The organism is Clostridium sp. UMB9555A (assembly GCF_030222355.1).
In the GTDB taxonomy this organism is placed as follows: domain Bacteria; phylum Bacillota; class Clostridia; order Clostridiales; family Clostridiaceae; genus Sarcina; species Sarcina perfringens.
This window is the reverse complement of the sequence record NZ_JASORQ010000002.1, coordinates 152,296-172,246: the sequence shown is the minus strand read 5'-3', so window position 1 is coordinate 172,246 and position 19,951 is coordinate 152,296. Positions and strand designations below refer to the sequence as shown.

Sequence of the window (19,951 nt, the reverse complement as noted above, 5' to 3'; positions counted from 1 at the left end):
TATATTAAAATCATTAAATAAAATCAAATAGGAATCCTTCATATAACTTAAGAATTTATAAAGGTGAAAGTGGAGGAAGAATATGAGAAACTTAAAAAAATTAATTTCTTTAGTAATGATAACCATGATGGCATTACTTATGTTTACTGGATGTGGAAGTAAAACAGTAACAATGAAAGATATGGAAGGAACTGAATTTACAGTACCTAAAAAGATTGAAAGAATAGTATCAACGGCTCCATCTAATACAGAGATATTGGTAGGTTTGGGTCTAGGTGACAAAATAGTTGGTGTTGATAAATATTCGGCAGATGTAAAAGGATTAAATCCTGATATTCCTAAAATAGACTTTAGAAATCCTGATGCAGAAGCTATATTAGCTCTTAAGCCAGATGTAATAATAGCTTCAGGACATAATAGGGAAGGAAAAGAAGATCCATTTAAGGTTTTAAAAGATGCTGGAATACCTGTAGTTTATATTCCAACTAGTGAAAGTATGGATGGAATATATGAAGATATCAATTTCTTAGCTAAGTTAACTGGAACAGAAGCCGAAGGAAACAAAATGGTTGATTCAATGAAGAGCGAAGTAAATAAGATTAAAGCTATAGGTGAAACTATAAAAGATAAGAAAACTGTTTACTTTGAAATCGGATCAGGATCAAAGCTTTATAGTTTTGGAAATGATACTTTCTTAAATAGCTTACTAAATATAGTTGGCGCAGAAAATATATTTGCTAATGAAAAAGGTTGGATTTCTCCAAGTGAAGAGGCTGTCATAAAGGCAAATCCAGATGTGATTTTAACAAATGAAAGCTATATTGAAAATGCTACAGATTTAATTGCTAAACGTCCAGGATGGAATACAATAACTGCTGTTAAGGATAATAAAATATTCTTAGTAGATAATAATGCATCATCACGTGGAAGTCAATATGTGATAAATGCATTAAAACAAATGGCAAAGGATATTTATCCAGAGCAATATGCAGGAATCTAAAAAGAAAAAACTACTAATATTACTATCAATTCCATTAGTATTATTAGTACTTTGTATTGGAACTTCCATTGGAAGTTCCAATATTAATATATGGGATACTATTTCTATAGTTGGGAATAAAATTTTTGATATTCCTCTTAGAACTGGTATAAAACCAGAGGACGTAGCAATTATTTGGGTAATTAGATTACCTAGGGTATTATTAGCTTTTGGAGTTGGGGCTTCTCTTGCAGTTAGTGGAGCCATAATTCAATCAATATTAAAAAATCCATTAGCATCACCATATACTTTAGGAGTTTCATCAGGAGCTTCATTAGGTGTTGGAATATACATAGTTCTTGGAATTTCAATACCTGTAATGGGAAATTTAGCTATGCCTATTATAGGATTTTTATGTGGTGTTTTAACTGTTTTTGCTGTTATTATCTTTTCTAATAAGGTTGATAGAGGACTTTCAAACAATACTGTAATATTAGCAGGTATGGTATTATCACTTTTTACTAGTGCTATGTTAACTACTATAACAGCCTTATGTAGTGAAGATATAAAAGCAATTACAATGTGGCAAATGGGATCATTTGCTATGAAAAGTTGGTCATATGTTTTTGCTGGAATTCCATTTTTCATAATTGGAATTTTTATGGTTATAAGATATACAAGAGAAATGGATATCTTAAGTTTTGGAGAAGAAGGTGCAAAAGCAATAGGAGTTGAAACTAAAAAGGTTAAAAAGACACTACTTGTTTCAGTAGCCATTTTAACTGGAAGTGCCGTAGCCTTAAGTGGTGTTATAGGCTTTATTGATCTTATAACCCCTCACATAGTTAGAAAAATATTTGGATCTAATCATAAGATAGTAATTCCAATGTGTATTATACTTGGAGGAACTTTGATGGTATTAACAGATTTAGTTTCAAGAACACTAATTTCTCCATCAGAATTACCAGTTGGAGCAATTACAGCATTAATTGGAGCACCATTTTTTGCTTATCTTTATTTTGGAAAGAGAAGTAGGTGATATTTTGTTAGAAGTTAAAAATCTATGCTGTGGATATGATGGGAATGATGTTATACATAATTTATCTTTCAATATTAACAGGGGGGAAAACATATCTATAATAGGACCAAATGGATGTGGGAAGTCCACAATCCTAAAAGCTTTAGCTAATTTAATTGAATATAAAGGCGAGATAAAGCTAGATGGGGTAGAAATTAAAAAGATAAAAAGAAAAGATTTAGCTAAAAAAGTTGCATTAATGAGTCAAAATTCTCAAATATACTTTTCTTATACTGTATTTGAAACAGTTGCATTAGGAAGATATGCTCATATGGATGGTGTTTTTTCAAGTCTTAGTAAGAAAGATAGGGATATAGTTTTAAAGTGTATTGAAAGTGTAGGATTATTAAATGAAAAGGATAAGTTAATAAATGAATTATCAGGAGGTCAACTCCAGAGAGTTTATTTAGCAAGAGCCTTTGCTCAAGATCCTGATATATTACTTTTAGATGAACCAACAAATCATTTAGACTTAAAATGTCAAATTGAAATTTTAGATTATATAAATAAATGGACAAAGGAAAATAACAAAACTGTTATAGGAGTTTTACATGATTTAAATTTAGTTCAGATGTTTAGTGAAGATGCAATTTTAATAAAAGAAGGTAAAATTTATAGTAGTGGAAAAGCAAGAGAATTATTAAATAGTTCTAAAATTACAGATGTATATAAAATAGACATAAGAAAATTCATGCTAGAAGCATTAGAAAGATGGAAGTAGGTGGACAATATGAAAAAAAAGTTTGTTGTATCATATAGTTGTGGAAAGGATAGTACATTATCATTATATAGAATGATAAAGGCTGGACATACTCCAGTAGCTTTATTAGTTACTGTTGATAAAAAAGTTTTAAGAAGTTGGTTCCATGGTATACCAGATAAATTATTAAAAGACGTATCAAAATCTCTAGATATACCTCTAGTTTTAGTTGCAAGTAACGGAAAAGAAAATTATGGTGAAACATTTGTTGATGCTTTAAAGAAGATTAAAGAGGAAATGGGTGCAGAAGCTTGTGTATTTGGAGATATTGATTTAATGGCTCATAGAACTTGGTGTGAAGATAAATGTGAAAAAGCAGGACTTGAAGCTATTTTCCCACTTTGGGAAGAAGATAGAGAAGCTCTAACTTATGAGTTTATAGATAGTGGCTTCAAAACTGTAATTAAAAATGTAAAATTAAGCATTTTAGGTGAGGAATTCTTAGGTGAAGTTTTAACTAAGGATGTAGTTGAAAGATTAAAAGCAGCTGGTTCAGATGCTTGTGGAGAAAATGGAGAATATCATACATTTGTTTTTGATGGACCTTTATTTAAAGAAAGAATAAACTTTGAAACTGGAGATAATATATTAACAGAAACTCATGGATTCTTAGATATTAAGTAGGTGTGTTTTATGAAGTATAGAGGTATAATGCTACTTGGAACAGCATCTTCCGTAGGTAAAAGTACTGTTGCAGCAGCCTTTTGTAGATATTTTAAGAAAAAAGGATATAGGGTTGCTCCTTATAAAGCTTTGAATATATCATTAAATTCCTTTGTAACAAAAGAGGGAGATGAAATAGGACGAGCTCAAGTGGTACAAGCTGAAGCCTGTGAAATTGATCCTAAGGAATATATGAATCCTATATTAATGAAACCTAGTGCAGGATTTAAAACTCAGGTAATAGTTAGAGGTAAGGTTCATTGTACTATGGATGCTTATAAATATAAGGATTTAAACAAATATCTTAAGGAAAAAGTAAAGGAAGCTTATGATGACATTTCAAATGATTATGATTTAATAGTTTTAGAAGGATCAGGGAGCTGTGCTGAGATAAACTTAAGAGAAACTGATATAGCAAATATGCATACTGCTAAAATGGCAGATGCTGATGTTATTTTAGTTGCTGATATAAACAGAGGAGGAGTCTTTGCTTCTATTGTTGGTACTATAATGCTTTTAACTGAAGAAGAGAGAAAAAAGGTTAAAGGAGTTATAATAAATAAATTTAGGGGAAAAAGAGAGTTTTTTGAACCTGCAATGAGACAAATAGAAGAGATAATAAAAATTCCTGTTTTAGGAGTTATGCCTTATTTTGATTTAGATATAGAAGAGGAAGACAGTGCTTCTATTAAATTAAGAAAAGGTAATGGTAAAGGAATAGATATAGCAATAGTTAGATTACCTCATATGTCAAATTTTACTGATTTTAATTCTTTAGGAAGAATAAAAGATGTAGGTATAAGGTATGCTGAAAATCCTAAGGATTTAGAAAATGCAAATATGATAATAATTCCAGGAAGTAAAAATACCATAGATGATTTAATTTATTTAAAGGAAAGTGGTTTTAAAGAGGCACTAATTAATGAAAGTTCTAAAGGAAAATTAATATTTGGTATATGTGGAGGATATCAAATATTAGGAGAAAAAATAATTGATTCCCTTGGTGTTGAAGGTGATATAAGAGAAGAAGAAGGCTTAGGACTTTTAAATATAGTAACATCATTTAATAAAGAAAAAACTACAAAGCAGGTTGTAGCCTTTGATTTAGAAGGAAATGAAGTTAGTGGATATGAAATCCACAATGGAGAAAGTGTTCCTACAGCTAAAGAGAATATATGGTTAAAAGAGCAAAATGGTAATGTTCTTGGAATGAAGAACAAAGAACAAAATGTTTTTGGTACTTATATTCATGGAATCTTTGATGAGGGAGACTTTGGAGAAAAGCTTATAAATAAGTTAAAGAAAGAATTAAACATAGAAGAAAGTAATGAAGTTAATTATAAAGATTATAAAATAAGTCAATATGATAAGCTTTGTGAACTTTTAGAAGAAAATATAGATATGAAATATGTTGAGAATCTAATTAGATCTTAATTTTAAACAGTGTATTAAGTTTTATTATTTAATACACTGTTTTTTTGTTTTAAGCCATTGCTGATTTTAGCTTTTGTATTTTGAATTTAAATGTAAAGAAATTTTTTTAAATTAAATACCTTAATTTCAAAAAAAATTTATCATTGGTAACTTAGGTTACGTGATTATTAAAGCATATGATATAGAATAGTATTTGCTAAGGCGAAAATAAAAGCTTTAAATAACAAAGGAAAAAGTTTTGAATAAAGTGGAGGAGTACTAATGGAAAATAAGATGTTTTGTTTCCAGTGTCAAGAGACTGCTGGATGTACAGGGTGTACTAAGTTTGGAGTATGTGGAAAGTCACCTGATTTAGCAAGAATGCAAGACTTATTAATATATACAACTAAAGGATTATCTGAAGTAACTACTAGATTAAGAGAAGAAGGAAAGAAAATAGACTCAAAAGTTAATCATTTAGTAACTATAAACTTATTTACTACAATAACTAATGCAAACTTTGATGATGAAACATTCTATGAAAGGGTAAAGGAAACTTTAAGAGTAAAGGAAAGTTTATTAAACACTTTAAAGAATAAAAAGAATTTATCTGAGGCTGCACTTTGGAATGCTTCTAATAAAAATGAAATAGACGAAAAAGTAAGCTTATTACAAAAAATAAAAAATGCTTTTTCAAAGAAAGAAGAGATTTCAATAGATTCAATATTAGATGAAAAATCAACTAAAGTAGGAGTTTTAGCTACTAAGGATGAAGATATAAGAAGCTTAAGAGAACTTATAATATATGGTTTAAAGGGTATGTCAGCATATATGAAGCATGCTAATGCTTTAGGATATGATAAAGAAGAAATAAATGCATTCATGCAAAGCACATTAGCTAAGACCTTAGATGATAGTTTAACAATAGATGAATTAATAGCTTTAACTTTAGAAACTGGTAAGGTTGGAGTAGATGGAATGGCATTATTAGATAGTGCAAATACAGGAACTTATGGACATCCTGAAGTTACTAAGGTTAATATAGGAGTTAGAAAAAATCCAGGTATATTAGTATCAGGACATGATTTAAAAGATTTAGAAATGTTATTAAAACAGACAGAGGGAACAGGAGTAGATGTATATACACATTCAGAAATGTTACCAGCACATTATTACCCAGCATTTAAGAAATATTCTCATTTTGCAGGAAATTACGGAAATGCTTGGTGGAAACAAAAAGAAGAGTTTGAAAGCTTTAATGGACCAATATTAATGACTACAAACTGTATAGTACCTCCAAAAGATAGCTACAAAGATAGATTATATACAACTGGAGCTGCAGGTTTTGCTGGATGTACTCATATAAAAGGAAACTCAGAATCAGATAAAGATTTCTCAGTTATAATTGAGCATGCTAAAAAGTGTAAGGCTCCTAAACAAATAGAAACAGGAGAAATTATAGGTGGATTTGCTCATAATCAGGTTCTTGCTTTAGCAGATAAAGTAGTGGAAGCTGTTAAGTCTGGTGCAATAAGAAGATTCTTTGTTATGGCTGGTTGTGATGGAAGAGCTAAATCAAGAAATTACTATACTGATTTTGCAAAAGCATTACCAAAAGATACCGTAATATTAACAGCTGGATGTGCAAAATATAAATATAATAAGTTACCTTTAGGAGATATAAATGGAATTCCAAGAGTATTAGATGCAGGACAATGTAATGATTCATATTCACTTGCATTAATAGCATTAAAACTTAAAGAAGTATTTGAATTAGAAGATATAAATGATTTACCGATATCATTTAATATAGCTTGGTATGAGCAAAAAGCAGTAATAGTATTACTATCACTATTATATTTAGGCGTTAAAAATATACACTTAGGACCAACATTACCAGCATTCTTATCACCAAATGTTGCTAAAGTTTTAGTTGAGAATTTTGGTATAGGTGGAATAACTAATGTTGAAGATGATATAAAAATGTTTTTAAATAACTAATATTTATATAATTAAAATAAAAAATGCAAGGATAATTATCCTTGTATTTTTTTGTGTTTTGTAGTAAATAGAGTATTATCCCAATATACTTATAATATTGAAATATAAGATGATTACGTAATTATTTATTAATAAGATATTTGTTATACACAATATATTTATTAAGTAAATTAATAATTTTTATTGTTTTTAGTAGATATTTATTTTCCTTTTGGAATTAAATAATATAAAAATTTAGGGGGAAAAATATGAAAAGAAAGATGATTATTAAAAAATTAAGTGTTTTAACTTTAGGTACTATTTTTACATCTAATATTCTTTTACCTTCAACATTAATTTATGCTTTTCCAACAGAAGGAATAAATCATAATATCGAAAAAGAGGAGAAAAAAGAAATAAAAGAAAGTAATTATTCTCAAATTGGAGGAATAGAAAATTTTACTCAAAATGAAAACGATGTATTATTAGATTTGAGTACAGGAGAAAAGATTAAAATATCATTTTTGAAAGAGGATGTTTTAAGAATTTATATGGATCCTACAGGAGAATTTCAAGAAGAGCCAACTCCAAATAGTAAGGACCATATTACTAAAATAATTAATAAGACTGAGGAAGAATATGAAAATCCTACTCCAGTAGTAGAGGATGGAGAAATAATAAAAATATCTACAAATGCTGTTCAGTTAAGAATAGAAAAATCAACTGGTAAAATGGAGCTTTTTAATAAATTGAATAATAAAACTGTATGGAAGGAAGCAGAACCTTTAAAGCATAGAGCAGACGGTACTATTCAGACCCTTGAGTCAAATGAAGATGAATATTTCTATGGTGGAGGAATGCAAAATGGAAGGTTCTCTCATAAGGGTAAAAAGATAAATATTAAGAATGAAAATAATTGGGTAGATGGTGGTGTTGCAAGTCCAAATCCATTTTATTTTTCAACTAATGGGTATGGAGTTATGAGACATACATTCAAACCTGGTGAGTATGATTTTGAAGCTTCCGAATCAGGTAAAGTTACAACAAAACATGAAGAGAATCGTTTTGATGCTTATTATTTTATTGATGAAAAACCAACAAATATAATAGATAAGTTCACAGAGTTAACAGGAGAACCAGTTTTGTTACCTGAGTATGGATTTTATTTAGGACATGCAAACTGTTATTCTCGTGACTGGATAAATGATGAAACAGGACAAGAGTCTCAAACACAAAAGCCTGGTTTTGATAGACAAGAGAGTTTAATGGTTGATGCGAAAAAAGTAGTTGATGACCATGTTTCTAATGATACACCACTTGGATGGTTTTTACCTAATGATGGTTATGGTTGTGGATATGGACGTGAAGAAAGTATAGATGGAAATATAGCTAATTTAAAAGAATTTGTTGATTATGCAAGAGGCTTTGGAATTCAAACAGGACTTTGGACACAGAGTTCTTTAAAACCTACAGGAAATCAAGAGGCCTATCTTGAGCGTGATATAGATAAGGAAGTTGGGGTTGCTGGCACAAATGGAGTTAAAACAGATGTGGCATGGGTTGGAGCAGGATATTCATTTGCACTTAACTCAGTTAGACAAGCTGCTGAAGGAATAATAAATAATTCAAAAGATAAGGCAAGACCATTTATAGTAAGTTTAGATGGATGGGCTGGAACTCAGCGTTATGCAAGTATTTGGTCAGGAGATCAATATGGTGGAGAATGGGAATATATAAGATTTCATATACCAACATATATAGGGGCTGGTCTTTCAGGTCAACCTAATGTAGGATCTGATATGGATGGCATATTTGGAGGAAGTAAATTAGTACAAACTAGAGATTTTCAATGGAAGGTATTTACTCCAGTACAAATAGATATGGATGGATGGGGAGCAAATGCTAAATATCCATATGTATTTGGAGAGCCTTATACTTCAATAAATAGAATGTATTTAAAATTAAAAGCAGAAATGATGCCATATAACTATAGTATAGCTAATGAAGCTACTAATAATGGAGTTCCTATGATAAGAGCTATGATGCTTGAATATCCAGAAGAATATACTTATGGAACTGATACGCAGTATCAATATATGTGGGGACCTAATATGTTAGTTGCTCCTATATATCAAAATACAGATGGTGATTCAGAAGGTAATGATATAAGAAATAATATTTATCTTCCAGATGAAGAGCAAATTTGGATTGATTATTTTACTGGAAAGCAATATAGGGGTGGTGGAGTATTAAATAACTTTGAAGCTCCTTTATGGAAATTGCCTATCTTTGTTAAGAATGGAGCAATAATTCCAATGACTAGTGAAAATAATAATCCAGAAGAAAGAGATGATTCCCATCGTATTTATGAAGTATATCCAAGTGGAGATACAAGTTTTGAGGTTTATGAGGATGATGGTTTAACAACTGATTATAAGGAAGGAAAATCAGCTAAAACTATGGTAACTTCTAGTGCTCCAAAGACTGGAAAAGGAGCTGCTATTATTAATGTAGGATTATTAGAAGGAGACTATAATGGAATAGTTTTAGATAGATCAACAGAGTTTATAGTTAATGTAAGTGAAAAACCAAGCAATTTAGGTGTTACTTTAGGTGGTAATGATATTCAGCTAACAGAAGCGCAAAGTTTAGAAGAATTTGAAAAGGGAAGTAATATGTATTTCTATGATGAAACTCCAAATCTTAATAAATATGCTACTGAAGGTTCAGAATTTGCAAAGGTTGAAATAACTTCAACACCTAAGCTTCGTGTAAAAGTTGATAAAACAAATGTAAAAGAAAATGAAGTTAAATTAACTATTGATGGATTTAATAATACTCAAGATATTGATAAAAATGAAGTAAATGAAAGTTTGGAAGTTCCAGGTAATTTTAGAGCACCAGAAGAAGATATAACTCCTGAATCTATAAAATTAACTTGGGATGAAGTTGAAGGTGCTACAACTTATGATGTTGAAATTGATGGAACTATATTTAAAAATATCAAAAATAATGAGTATTTAGATACAGGATTGAATTATGATACTGAATATAGTTATCGTGTAAGAAGTGTAAATAAGGATGGACATTCTAAGTGGAGTGAATTGATAAAGGTAAAAACTGATTTAGATCCATACAGAAATGTGCCTAAGGATATGAAAACAGAGTGGAAATGGGGACAATATAGCAGTGATGAACCAAGTAAGGCTGTTGATGGAGATGATTCATCACAATTCCACTCACAAGATAGTGCTATAGATAAACCATTTATAATTGATATGCAAAAGGCATATACAATAGAGAAATTAGAATTATTATTTAGAAAAAATGGTAATGGATCTGTTAAGAGAGCAGAAATATATAGTAGCTTAGATGGGGTAACTTATGAAAAAGTATTTAGTAATGCTGAAGGTTCAGATATAGCACCATGGACTACTGATGGAGAAGTTAAAACTATAAACTTTAATAAGCCAATAAAGGCTCGTTACTTTAAGATTGTAACTAAGGAATCTATAGGAAACTTCTTGGCTATGAGAGAGTTTAGACCTTATAAGGTTGATGGAACTAATGGACAGATTGTAGGAGATTGGAATAATAGTGGTTCAATAGAAGAAGGAGATTTAGTATTCCTAGAAAACTATGCTGGATTAACTACTGCTGACTCTGATTGGGGCTATGTATCAATGGCAGATTTAAATAACAATGGTTTGATTGATGCTTACGATATATCTTATGTTTCTAGTAAATTAGAAGGTGGAGTAAAACCTTCAGAAGGATTAGAACTTCAAGGAGAGATGATGCTTGTACCAAGTAAATCTGAAATTAAATCTGGTGAAACATTTACTATTGATTTAGTAGGAACAGGTCTTTCAGATATTAATGCATTTAGTGCAGAAATTCCTTTAGATTCTACTAAGTATGAGTATATTAAGACTGAAGGAACTGTTTCCACTTCTGGAATGAAAAATCTTTCAAAGGCAAGGGTTCATACAGATAATACCCAACATGTTTATGTGAACTTTACTAATATAGGGAATAATGTAAAAGTAAATGGAACAGATACAATTGCTAGAATAACATTAAAAGCTAAACAAAATATTACCTGGGATATGGAGATTAGCAATGCTTTATTAGTAGATAGCAAGTTAAATTCTAAGTCAGCTATTGCTAAAATTGTTGATTTAGAAAGTGAATTGCCATCTGGAAGACCAACTAGTAGTAAGGTTTCAAAAGAAAACATTACTGTAAGTGGTGACTCAAGTCAATTACAAGCAGGAATGGGATTAGATAAATTAATAGATGGAACAACAAGTAGTGATGATAGTTCACGTATGGATTTAAAATGGATATTTACTTCTGATCAACAAGATAAGGGAACTCTTCCTTTTGAAATGACCTTTGAATTTAATGAACCAAAAACTTTAGAAAATTTCACTATATACAATAGAATGAATTCAAATGGAACCATAAATATTGCAGCCATGAAAAAGGTTAAGGCTGTTGGATATTTAAATGGAGAAGAATTTGATTTAGGAGAAAAAGCTAATATTACATCTGCTACAACTGTTTACGAATTAGGTGGACAAGAATTTGATAAGATTGTAATTACTGCTTTAGATTCTCATAAAGATAAGAATACTTTAGCTATAAATGAAATTGAATTTTATGAGAAGAGTGAAGTGGAAACAACAGGAATAAGTTTTTCAGAAAATACTCCAGAATCAGTATATTTAAATAGAATTACTCCTATTTTTGCAGAAGTTACACCTGATAATGCAAATAACTTAAACTATAGATTAGCCTCAGAAAACCCTGATATTTTGCAAGTTTTACGTGTAGATAGAGAGGATAAAGCAACTTATTATTTACGTGGATTAAATCCTGGAGTAGCAAAATTAGTTGCAACTACTGCTGACGGAAATCATAAAGTTGAAAAAGAAATAGTTGTTTTAGATGGAATTGACAAAACTTTATTAACTAAAGCTATAGAAGAAGCTAAATCCTATGAATCTTTAAGTGAGATATATACTATTGAATCTTATGAAGCTTTACTTGAAGCTATTAAGCATGCTGAAGATGTATTAGAAAATAGCTCAAGTGAAAAAGAAATTGGAGATGCAATAATAAATTTAAGAAGCAAAATTTCAAAGTTAGAAGAACGTGAAACTGTAGAGGAGGATAAGATAGATTCTAGCAAGTTAGAAGCTATTTATGCAACTAGTGAAGCCGATAGAGATTATAAAGAGAATGCTGTAGATGGAGATGAAAATACAATTTGGCATTCAGCTTATCAAGCTGCAGATAAACTTCCAGTATCTATAACAATTAAGTTAGATAAAGCTTATGATCTTAATCAAATAGACTATTTACCAAGACAAAATAGTAGAAATGGTCATGTTACTGAGTATAAGATTGAAACAAGTTTAGATAATGAAAATTGGACTGAGGTAAGAACAGGGAACCTAGAAGTCAATGAAGCTGGTAATGCTTTGGCTAATAGAGGATATAATCCTATAAGATTTAATACTATTAATGCTCAATATGTAAGATTTACAGCCCTTAAAACTTTAGGAGATACAAATAATAAGTATGCAAGTGCAGCTGAATTAGTATTCTACGGAAAAGAGGGAAAAGTAAGTGCCGAATCTATTACATTAGAAAAGACAGAGTTAAAATTAAATGTTAATGAATCAGAGCAACTAAAAGCTGTATTAAATCCTATAGAAAGTAATGATACTATTACTTGGACTTCAAGTGATGAGAGCATTGCTAAAGTAGATGAAAATGGAGTAATTACTGGAATAGGCAAAGGAGAAGCTTTAATCACTGCTACAATACCTAATGGAAAATCTGCTACTTCCAAGGTTATAGTAGAAGATAGCGTTTCTGAGGAAATAATAGTTAGTCCAGTAAGAGACTTTAAAGCTTCTCAGGTTAATAAAAAAGATGTAACTGTAACATGGACTTCTCCAGAATCAACTAATGGATTAGAAGGATATATACTCTATAGAGATGGAAAGAAAGTAGCTCAGTTAGGAGTGGATGAAACTTCATATATGTTTAATAAATTAAACAGACATACAATTTATAATTTTAAGATTGCAGCTAAGTATTCAAATGGAAAAGTTTCAGAAAAGTCATCAATAACTATTAGAACAGCAAGGTAGATATTAGCAATTAATAATTATTCAAGGAGGATAAGTATAATTTTATTACTCCTTGAATATAATGATATACATTTTAGGGAGAGGGTTAAATTATGAGAAAAATAACAAAGATAGTATTTATATTCATACTATTATTCAATTTAGTTGGTTGTATAGAAGGAAATTATCTTAGGGATACTTCTAAAGGTAGTATAGTAGAGATTAAATTAGATGATGCTATTTTAATGGCTGAAAAAGAAGAATCTATTATACTTTTTACTCAGTCAACTTGTAAAGATTGTATAAATTTAAAGAAGATATTAATTCCTTATTTAGAAAATCACAAAGTAAATATTCATGAAGTTGTTTTGGATAATGAAGGAACATCTAAAGAGGAAATTCAAAATAATAGAAAGAAAATAAATAAGGTTTTTCCAGAATTTGATTCTACCCCTTCAATGTATTATGTGAAAAATGGAAAAATAATTGATGAAATTTTTGAAGTAAAAAGTGAAGAAGAGTTAGATCAATGGGTTATAAAAAATAAGCTTGATGCTAAATAAATTATGGTGAAATTATTAATTAGGTTTATAAGAGATAAAATCTTTTATAAACCTTTTTATTAGTCATATTTTAAATTTTTACATATATTTAGACTTAAATAGCTTTTATATCTAGAAATAAACATTTATTTTAAATATAATATTTTCATTAAAATTAATATTAAAGTTTATTTGTTATCTATATATTTTTTATATAATATCTTTAAGCTTTTTTAAAGAGGTGATGATTTTGGGAAATTATATACTAGATACTAATGTTATTATAAAACTTTGGAATAAAGAAGAAACTATATTTAATGATATTTTACAGGAAAATGAAATTATAGTTATAGATGAAATACTTAAGGAACTATCAAAAAAAGAAAGAATGTTATTTAAGGGTGAATTAGTAATGTCAGAGCGTTTTATGAAGTTAATTCCTTATAGGATTGAATTACATAATATAATGGCAGAAAATTTTATTAAAGAGATAAATTTTGACCATATAAAAGGTGAATTTTATTATTATAAGGGAAAAAAGATAAGCAAAAATGACTTGTTGCTTATAGTAGCTTTGAAAGAAAAAAGTGAATTTTATTTGGTTACAGAGGATTTCAATTTAAGTTATATTGCTAAAGAGTTATTAGGAGAAAATAGAGTTCTAAATATAAAAGATATTCTAATGTAAATTATAAGCTCACATTTGATATATATTTAAATCTTATGTATTATATTATATAGCAAGTTAAGTTTAATAGTAATTTAACTTTAATCTATGATGGATATTTATTAAGGTTTAATTTTTAAGGAGAAAATTTACTTAAAGACACTAATAAAAATCAGAGATGAAAGTTTATTTTAGAAAAATGTTAAGTTTAACTTTAATAATAGATTGTAAGGTGAGTTTTAATGGATGATTTAATAAAAGCAATTGATAAGATTACAGAAGAGGAAATCATAAAACTAGTAATTAGTAATAAATTAAATAAGGATACTGAATATAAAAAAATAGTATTTCAGCTTAAAGAAAAAAATAAAAAGGATTTTTATCAAATAGAGAAATATACTGAAAAACAAGTTTTTCATGAAAATATAGAAAAAAAAGAACTTAAAGAGAAGGTAGAAGAATTATTTGTTTCTAAATATAAGCAATTAAATGCTTTTTCTAAGGAAAGTTCTTTCGATCTTAAGGTTTCTAAAAAGAGAAAGGTATTTTTAGGAATTAAGAAAAATAATGAGGCTTTAAAAGTTTTAAAGAAGGAACATAATAGAAAGAAAAACTACATATTAGAAGAGGGAATGATTATAGAGCCTCTTATAGACTTAGGAGTTTTTACTAAAGAAGGAAATGTTATAAACTCTAAATATGATAAATACAAGCAAATAAATAGATTTATAGAAATAATAGATGATGAAATAAAAAAGATAGATCAAAAAGAGCTTACAATATTAGATTTTGGATGTGGTAAATCATATTTAACATTTATATTATATTATTATTTTGTTGAAATCAAAAAGATAAAGGTTAATATGATAGGATTAGATTTAAAGGCTGATGTTATAAAGAAATGTAATGAAATAGCTAAAAAATATAATTATGAAAATTTACATTTTGAGCTTGGAGATATAAATGGATTTAAATATAATAATAAGGTAGATATGGTAATAACACTACATGCTTGTGATACAGCTACAGATTATGCTTTATATAATGCAATAAAGTGGAATAGTAAAATGATATTCTCAGTTCCATGCTGTCAACATGAATTTAATAGTCAAATAGAAAGTGAAAAGTTTTCTATACTTACTAACTATGGAATAATTAAAGAAAGAATATCAGCACTTATGACTGATTCAGTTAGAGCTAATCTTTTAGAGTGTGCAGGATATAAAACTCAGCTTTTAGAATTTATAGATATAGCACATTCACCTAAAAATATATTAATAAGAGCAACTAAAGGAAATATTTCTAAGGTTAAGAAAGAAAAGTCTTTAAATGAGGTTAATAATCTTATGGCTGAGTTTAATTTAAGTCCAACATTATATAAGCTTTTAAAAGATGATAACTTAATATAATCAATAAAACCTTTAATTTAAGTAAGTTTTTTATTTAATTAATATTTTGAGAAAATTATAAAATTCGTAATAGCTTTAAAGTTAATAAGTTTTTAAAATAGAGAGGAGAGTTTTTAAATTACTTTCCTCTCTATTTTTGGTTTGCTATTAATTAATATTTGATTTTATTAAAAAATATAAAAAAATACTTGTAATTATAAAAATATTATGTATAATTATTTGTGGAATAACGAACTATTTAATTTAAAGATAATATATAGTTCGAATAAACACTTTTAGGAGGGGCAAATTGAATATATTAAAAAAGACAACAAGTGTATTATTAGCTATATTAATTACAAGTTTTAGCTTAATTGCATGTGAAAGCAAGAAAAATGTAGAAGCATCTAAGGAAGAAAACACTATAGGGATTATAGGTGCGATGAATGAAGAGCTAGAAGTACTTCTTAAGGATATGAAGAATCAAAAAGAAGTAAAAAGAAATGATTTAACTTTTTATGAGGGAGACTTATGGGGTCAACATGTTGTAGCTGTTGTATCAGGAGTAGGAAAAGTTAATGCAGCTTCATGTACTCAAATATTAGCAAGTGAGTTTAATGTTAAATCTTTAATAAATATAGGGGTTGCTGGAGGAGTATCTAAAGATATATATCCAGGAGATATAGTTATAGGTGATACATATGTACAACACGATGTAGATGCATCTGTTTTTGGAGATAAAATCGGACAAATACCTAGAATGGATGTTTATGATTTTAAAGCTGATGAAAAATTATTAAACTTAGCAAAAGATGCTGCAAAAAATGTTCCAGAGGTTAAAACTTATGTAGGAAGAATAGTATCTGGAGATCAATTTATTGCAGATAGTAATAAAGTTAAATTATTAGATGAAGAGTTTAATGCTAAGGCAGTTGAAATGGAGAGTGCAGCTATAGCTCAAGTTGCATATATTAATAAAATTCCATTTGTAATAATACGTTCAATATCAGATAATGCTAATAATGGGGCTCACATGGATTATAAAGAATTTATACCTGTGGGAGTTAAAAATTCAACATCAATATTAAAATCAATGTTTGAAAATATGTAATAAAAAAATCCAACTTAATTTTAAGTTGGATTTTTTATTATTAAAATTAAAACTTTGGATTTATTTCATCTCTTTGAATTCTTTTTATCTCTTTTAATCTTAAGTTAGTAACCTCTTTTATTTTATCGAAGGATTCACCATCAATAATCATTTGTTTAGCTATGTCATGGGCTGATTTATTATTATTCATTTTAAATACCTCCTAAAAAGAACTTCAATATATATTTTCCCTATAATTTTAGAAGATATTCTTTGAGAACATAGCTAAAAAAGTTAATATGTTACAATATATAAGGTTTTGTATTAAAACCTTATAATAAGACTTAATTGATAAAAGACTTTAATATTAATTAGTCTTCATATAAATATTTTCTTGTCATAGGAAGAGTATTATTTATTCCTTTTGAGAATAGGATTTGATGTATGTCAATATCCCAATAGTGGAATGCAGCTGCACAAGTAGCAAGATATAAATGCCACATTCTTAAGAATTCATCATCAAACATATCTCTTTCTTCATTTAAATGATTCATGAAGTTTTTACACCATTCTTCTAATGTTTTCATATAGTGAAGTCTTAAACTTTCTACATCTAATGTACGGAAGTTTATATCTGCAGCAATATTAAGCTCTTCTCTTAATGTTGGAAGGTATCCACCTGGGAATATGTATGTTGTGATCCACTTGTTTCCTTCTGTTTCCACAAGGTTAGTTATGTTATGTAATAGGAATAATCCGCTTTCTTTTAATACAGAATCAACATTTTTAAAGAATAAAGGTAAGTTAGCGTGACCAACATGTTCTGCCATACCAACACTAACAATTCTATCAAACTCTAAGTTGGACTTTTCTAAATTTCTATAATCCATTAATTGAACATCAACTAAATCTTCAAGTCCTTCTTCTTTTATTCTTTCTTTAGCTTTCTTAAATTGTTCTTCACTAAGAGTGATACCTAAAGCTTTTACTTTATAAAGTTTAGCAGCTTCTATTATTAAGTAACCCCAACCACAACCTATATCTAATAAATGTTGACCTTCTTTTAAATTAAGTTTCTTTAATATGTGATGTATTTTATTCATCTGGGCATCATAAAGTGTATCTGTTGGACTTTTAAAATATCCACATGAATAACTCATTGTTTTATCTAACCATAAACTATAGAAATCATTACCTATATCATAGTGATGTGCTATATCTTTTTTTGATTTCATTAAAGATGGAGCTTTTATTTTAGAAGCAAGTCTGAAGACTGTATTTTTGTTCATAAAGCTATCTTTATTACGAATAATACTTTCAAAGAATTTTTGAAGATCTCCTTCTATATCAATATCACCTTTCATGTATGCTTCACCTAAAGCTACACTAGGATCTGCTAAAAGTTCTTTTTTACTTGGGAAGTTTTTTATAATAAGTTTAAATTCAGGATCTCCCTCACCATACTTAATGATTTCTCCATCCCAATATTCTAAGTCAAATGGTCTATCTGAAAGATGTTCAGCAATTGATTTGACTATACTTTTATTAATTTCCATAAAAAAAATCACCTCATTTAATATTTATATTTTTATAATACCCCATATTTGTTAAAAAATCTTTTAAAAAATGTACTTTAATTCCTTAAATTTACTGAATCTAGTAGATTAATCAAAAAATACTTGAAAATACTCATAAAAATATTTAATAAAAAAAATAAAATAACAAAGTATTATATTTTATGGAAAATATAATAAAAAATACATTTAAATACGTAATTTAGTGTAAAATTAATAATTTTCAATAGTTATTTACTAAATAATATAAATTTGATATTATTTTTAATGGTACTAAATTAAATAAAAATTAATAAAACTAAGGAGGAAAATATGAGTTTATTAAAAAAAATAACCTTAGGTCTAATAGCAGTATCTACAACTGTAACTTTTATGGCTTGTTCTGGAAATAAAAGTAATGAAGTAAATACTTCTATTAAATCCTTAAGCACAAAAGAAGTACAAGAAAATTTAAAAGATAATTCTTGGATAGCTGTTGATACACGTTTAAGTGATTCATATAATGGGTGGATATTATATGATGAAGCTAGGGGTGGACACATTCCAAATGCAGAAGATTTTTCTGCAAACTGGATAAAGGTTGATGCTAAGGATAAAGAAAATAAATTAGATGAAGCCTTAAAAACTAAAGGCATAACTACAGATAAGAACATAATATTATATGATGCTAATGGAGAAGATTCAAAGGTAGTTGCTGACTATCTTTCAAAAAAAGGATATAAAAATCTTTATTCATACGATATTAAAGAATGGGCTAGTGATAAAGATCTTCCTTTAGAAAAATATGAAGACTATGGTTTAATAGTTCCTGCTAAAATATTAAAGGAAGTTATTGATGGAAATAAACCAGAAACTTTTGAAAATGCTAAAAACATAAAGGTACTTGAGGCAAGCTGGGGAGATGAAAATCAAACATATGGAAAGGGACATGTTCCTACAAGCGTACATATAAATACAGATACTATAGAACCACCTCCAACTTGGATGCTTGCAGATGATAAGACATTAACTCAATTTGCGTCAGACTATGGAATTAATAAAGATGATACAATAATACTTACAGGTTCTGAGCAAATGGCAGCTTATCGTTTAGCGAGTGTTTTAAAATACATGGGTGTTAAAGATGTAAGAGTATTAAATGGTGGAGATGGAGCTTGGACTAGTGCTGGATATGAATTAGAAACTAAGGTTAATCATAAAACTCCAGGAGGAGATTTTGGTGCTACTATACCAGCAGATCCTGAAGTAATTACTACTATACCAGAGCTTAAAGAAGACCTTAAAAAATCTGATTTTACTTTAGTTGATAATCGTACTTGGGATGAATATATAGGTAAAATATCAGGTTATAGCTATCATGATAAAAAAGGCCGTATAGAAGGCGCTGTTTTTGGATATGCAGGAGAAAATGGTCCAACATCTTTAGAGTATTATAGAAATGTAGATAATACAATGAGAAATGGATATGAAATAGAAAAAATGTGGGAAGATCAAGGAATAAACCTAAAAAATCATCTTGCATTTATGTGTGGTAGTGGATGGCGTGCAGCTGAGGTTTATACTTATGCTAATGTAATGGGACTTAAAAATACATCTATATACAGTGATGGATGGATTGGTTGGAGTAATGGTGGAAATCCATCAATTACTGGAGATCCTATAAAATAGTTC

The 19,951-nt window shown here is 28.5% G+C and carries 14 protein-coding genes; 12 read left to right on the top strand and 2 right to left on the bottom strand.

Annotated features, from left to right (window positions below; genetic code table 11):
- The first annotated feature begins 82 nt into the window (after positions 1–82).
- The 11 genes from QP548_RS05915 to QP548_RS05865 all read left to right on the top strand — a co-directional run bounded on the left by QP548_RS05915 (position 83) and on the right by QP548_RS05865 (position 16,727).
- Positions 83–1,000, top strand: coding sequence for an ABC transporter substrate-binding protein (locus QP548_RS05915; protein ID WP_061427791.1), 918 nt, complete (start codon positions 83–85; stop codon positions 998–1,000).
- The gene (locus tag QP548_RS05910; RefSeq protein ID WP_061427794.1) at positions 987–2,018 is read left to right on the top strand and encodes a FecCD family ABC transporter permease; all 1,032 of its coding nucleotides are present in this window, start codon (positions 987–989) and stop codon (positions 2,016–2,018) included. Before QP548_RS05915 ends, QP548_RS05910 begins: the two co-directional genes overlap by 14 nt.
- Before the next feature lie 4 nt (positions 2,019–2,022).
- On the top strand, positions 2,023–2,778 hold the full coding sequence (locus QP548_RS05905; RefSeq protein ID WP_061427796.1) for an ABC transporter ATP-binding protein: 756 nt from the start codon (positions 2,023–2,025) through the stop codon (positions 2,776–2,778).
- A gap of 9 nt (positions 2,779–2,787) precedes the next feature.
- Positions 2,788–3,441: a diphthine--ammonia ligase gene (locus tag QP548_RS05900; protein WP_061427798.1), complete on the top strand. Its 654-nt coding sequence runs from the start codon at positions 2,788–2,790 to the stop codon at positions 3,439–3,441.
- Between the two features lie 9 nt (positions 3,442–3,450).
- Positions 3,451–4,914 (top strand): cobyric acid synthase, encoded by a 1,464-nt coding sequence (locus QP548_RS05895; protein WP_061427800.1) that lies wholly within the window; start codon positions 3,451–3,453, stop codon positions 4,912–4,914.
- Between the two features lie 261 nt (positions 4,915–5,175).
- Positions 5,176–6,894 (top strand): hydroxylamine reductase, encoded by a 1,719-nt coding sequence (gene hcp / locus QP548_RS05890; protein ID WP_061427802.1) that lies wholly within the window; start codon positions 5,176–5,178, stop codon positions 6,892–6,894.
- 248 nt (positions 6,895–7,142) lie between these two features.
- A complete protein-coding gene (locus QP548_RS05885; RefSeq protein WP_061427804.1) occupies positions 7,143–13,040 on the top strand; it encodes a discoidin domain-containing protein in 5,898 nt (1,965 codons plus the stop codon).
- 92 nt (positions 13,041–13,132) lie between these two features.
- A complete protein-coding gene (locus QP548_RS05880) occupies positions 13,133–13,582 on the top strand; it encodes a glutaredoxin domain-containing protein (protein ID WP_061427805.1) in 450 nt (149 codons plus the stop codon).
- Positions 13,583–13,811: 229 nt separating this feature from the next.
- Positions 13,812–14,249 carry a hypothetical protein gene (locus QP548_RS05875; RefSeq protein WP_061427807.1) on the top strand — a complete coding sequence of 146 codons (438 nt, stop codon included), beginning with the start codon at positions 13,812–13,814 and terminating at the stop codon, positions 14,247–14,249.
- Positions 14,250–14,470: 221 nt separating this feature from the next.
- Positions 14,471–15,637, top strand: a complete 1,167-nt coding sequence (locus QP548_RS05870) for a class I SAM-dependent methyltransferase (RefSeq protein ID WP_061427809.1) — start codon at positions 14,471–14,473, stop codon at positions 15,635–15,637.
- Positions 15,638–15,926: 289 nt separating this feature from the next.
- Complete coding sequence (locus QP548_RS05865; RefSeq protein ID WP_075808107.1) at positions 15,927–16,727, top strand: 5'-methylthioadenosine/adenosylhomocysteine nucleosidase; 801 nt, start codon at positions 15,927–15,929, stop codon at positions 16,725–16,727.
- A 46-nt stretch (positions 16,728–16,773) separates the two neighbouring features.
- Here the strand turns inward: QP548_RS05865 and QP548_RS05860 are convergent, their stop codons facing one another.
- Positions 16,774–16,917, bottom strand: coding sequence for a hypothetical protein (locus QP548_RS05860; RefSeq protein WP_003458600.1), 144 nt, complete (start codon positions 16,915–16,917; stop codon positions 16,774–16,776).
- Between the two features lie 160 nt (positions 16,918–17,077).
- Positions 17,078–18,262 (bottom strand): SAM-dependent methyltransferase, encoded by a 1,185-nt coding sequence (locus QP548_RS05855; RefSeq protein ID WP_061427811.1) that lies wholly within the window; start codon positions 18,260–18,262, stop codon positions 17,078–17,080.
- Positions 18,263–18,592: 330 nt separating this feature from the next.
- On the opposite strand from QP548_RS05855, the gene QP548_RS05850 reads away from it, so the two are divergent.
- Positions 18,593–19,948, top strand: coding sequence for a rhodanese-like domain-containing protein (locus QP548_RS05850; RefSeq protein ID WP_061427813.1), 1,356 nt, complete (start codon positions 18,593–18,595; stop codon positions 19,946–19,948).
- Positions 19,949–19,951 lie beyond the last annotated feature (3 nt).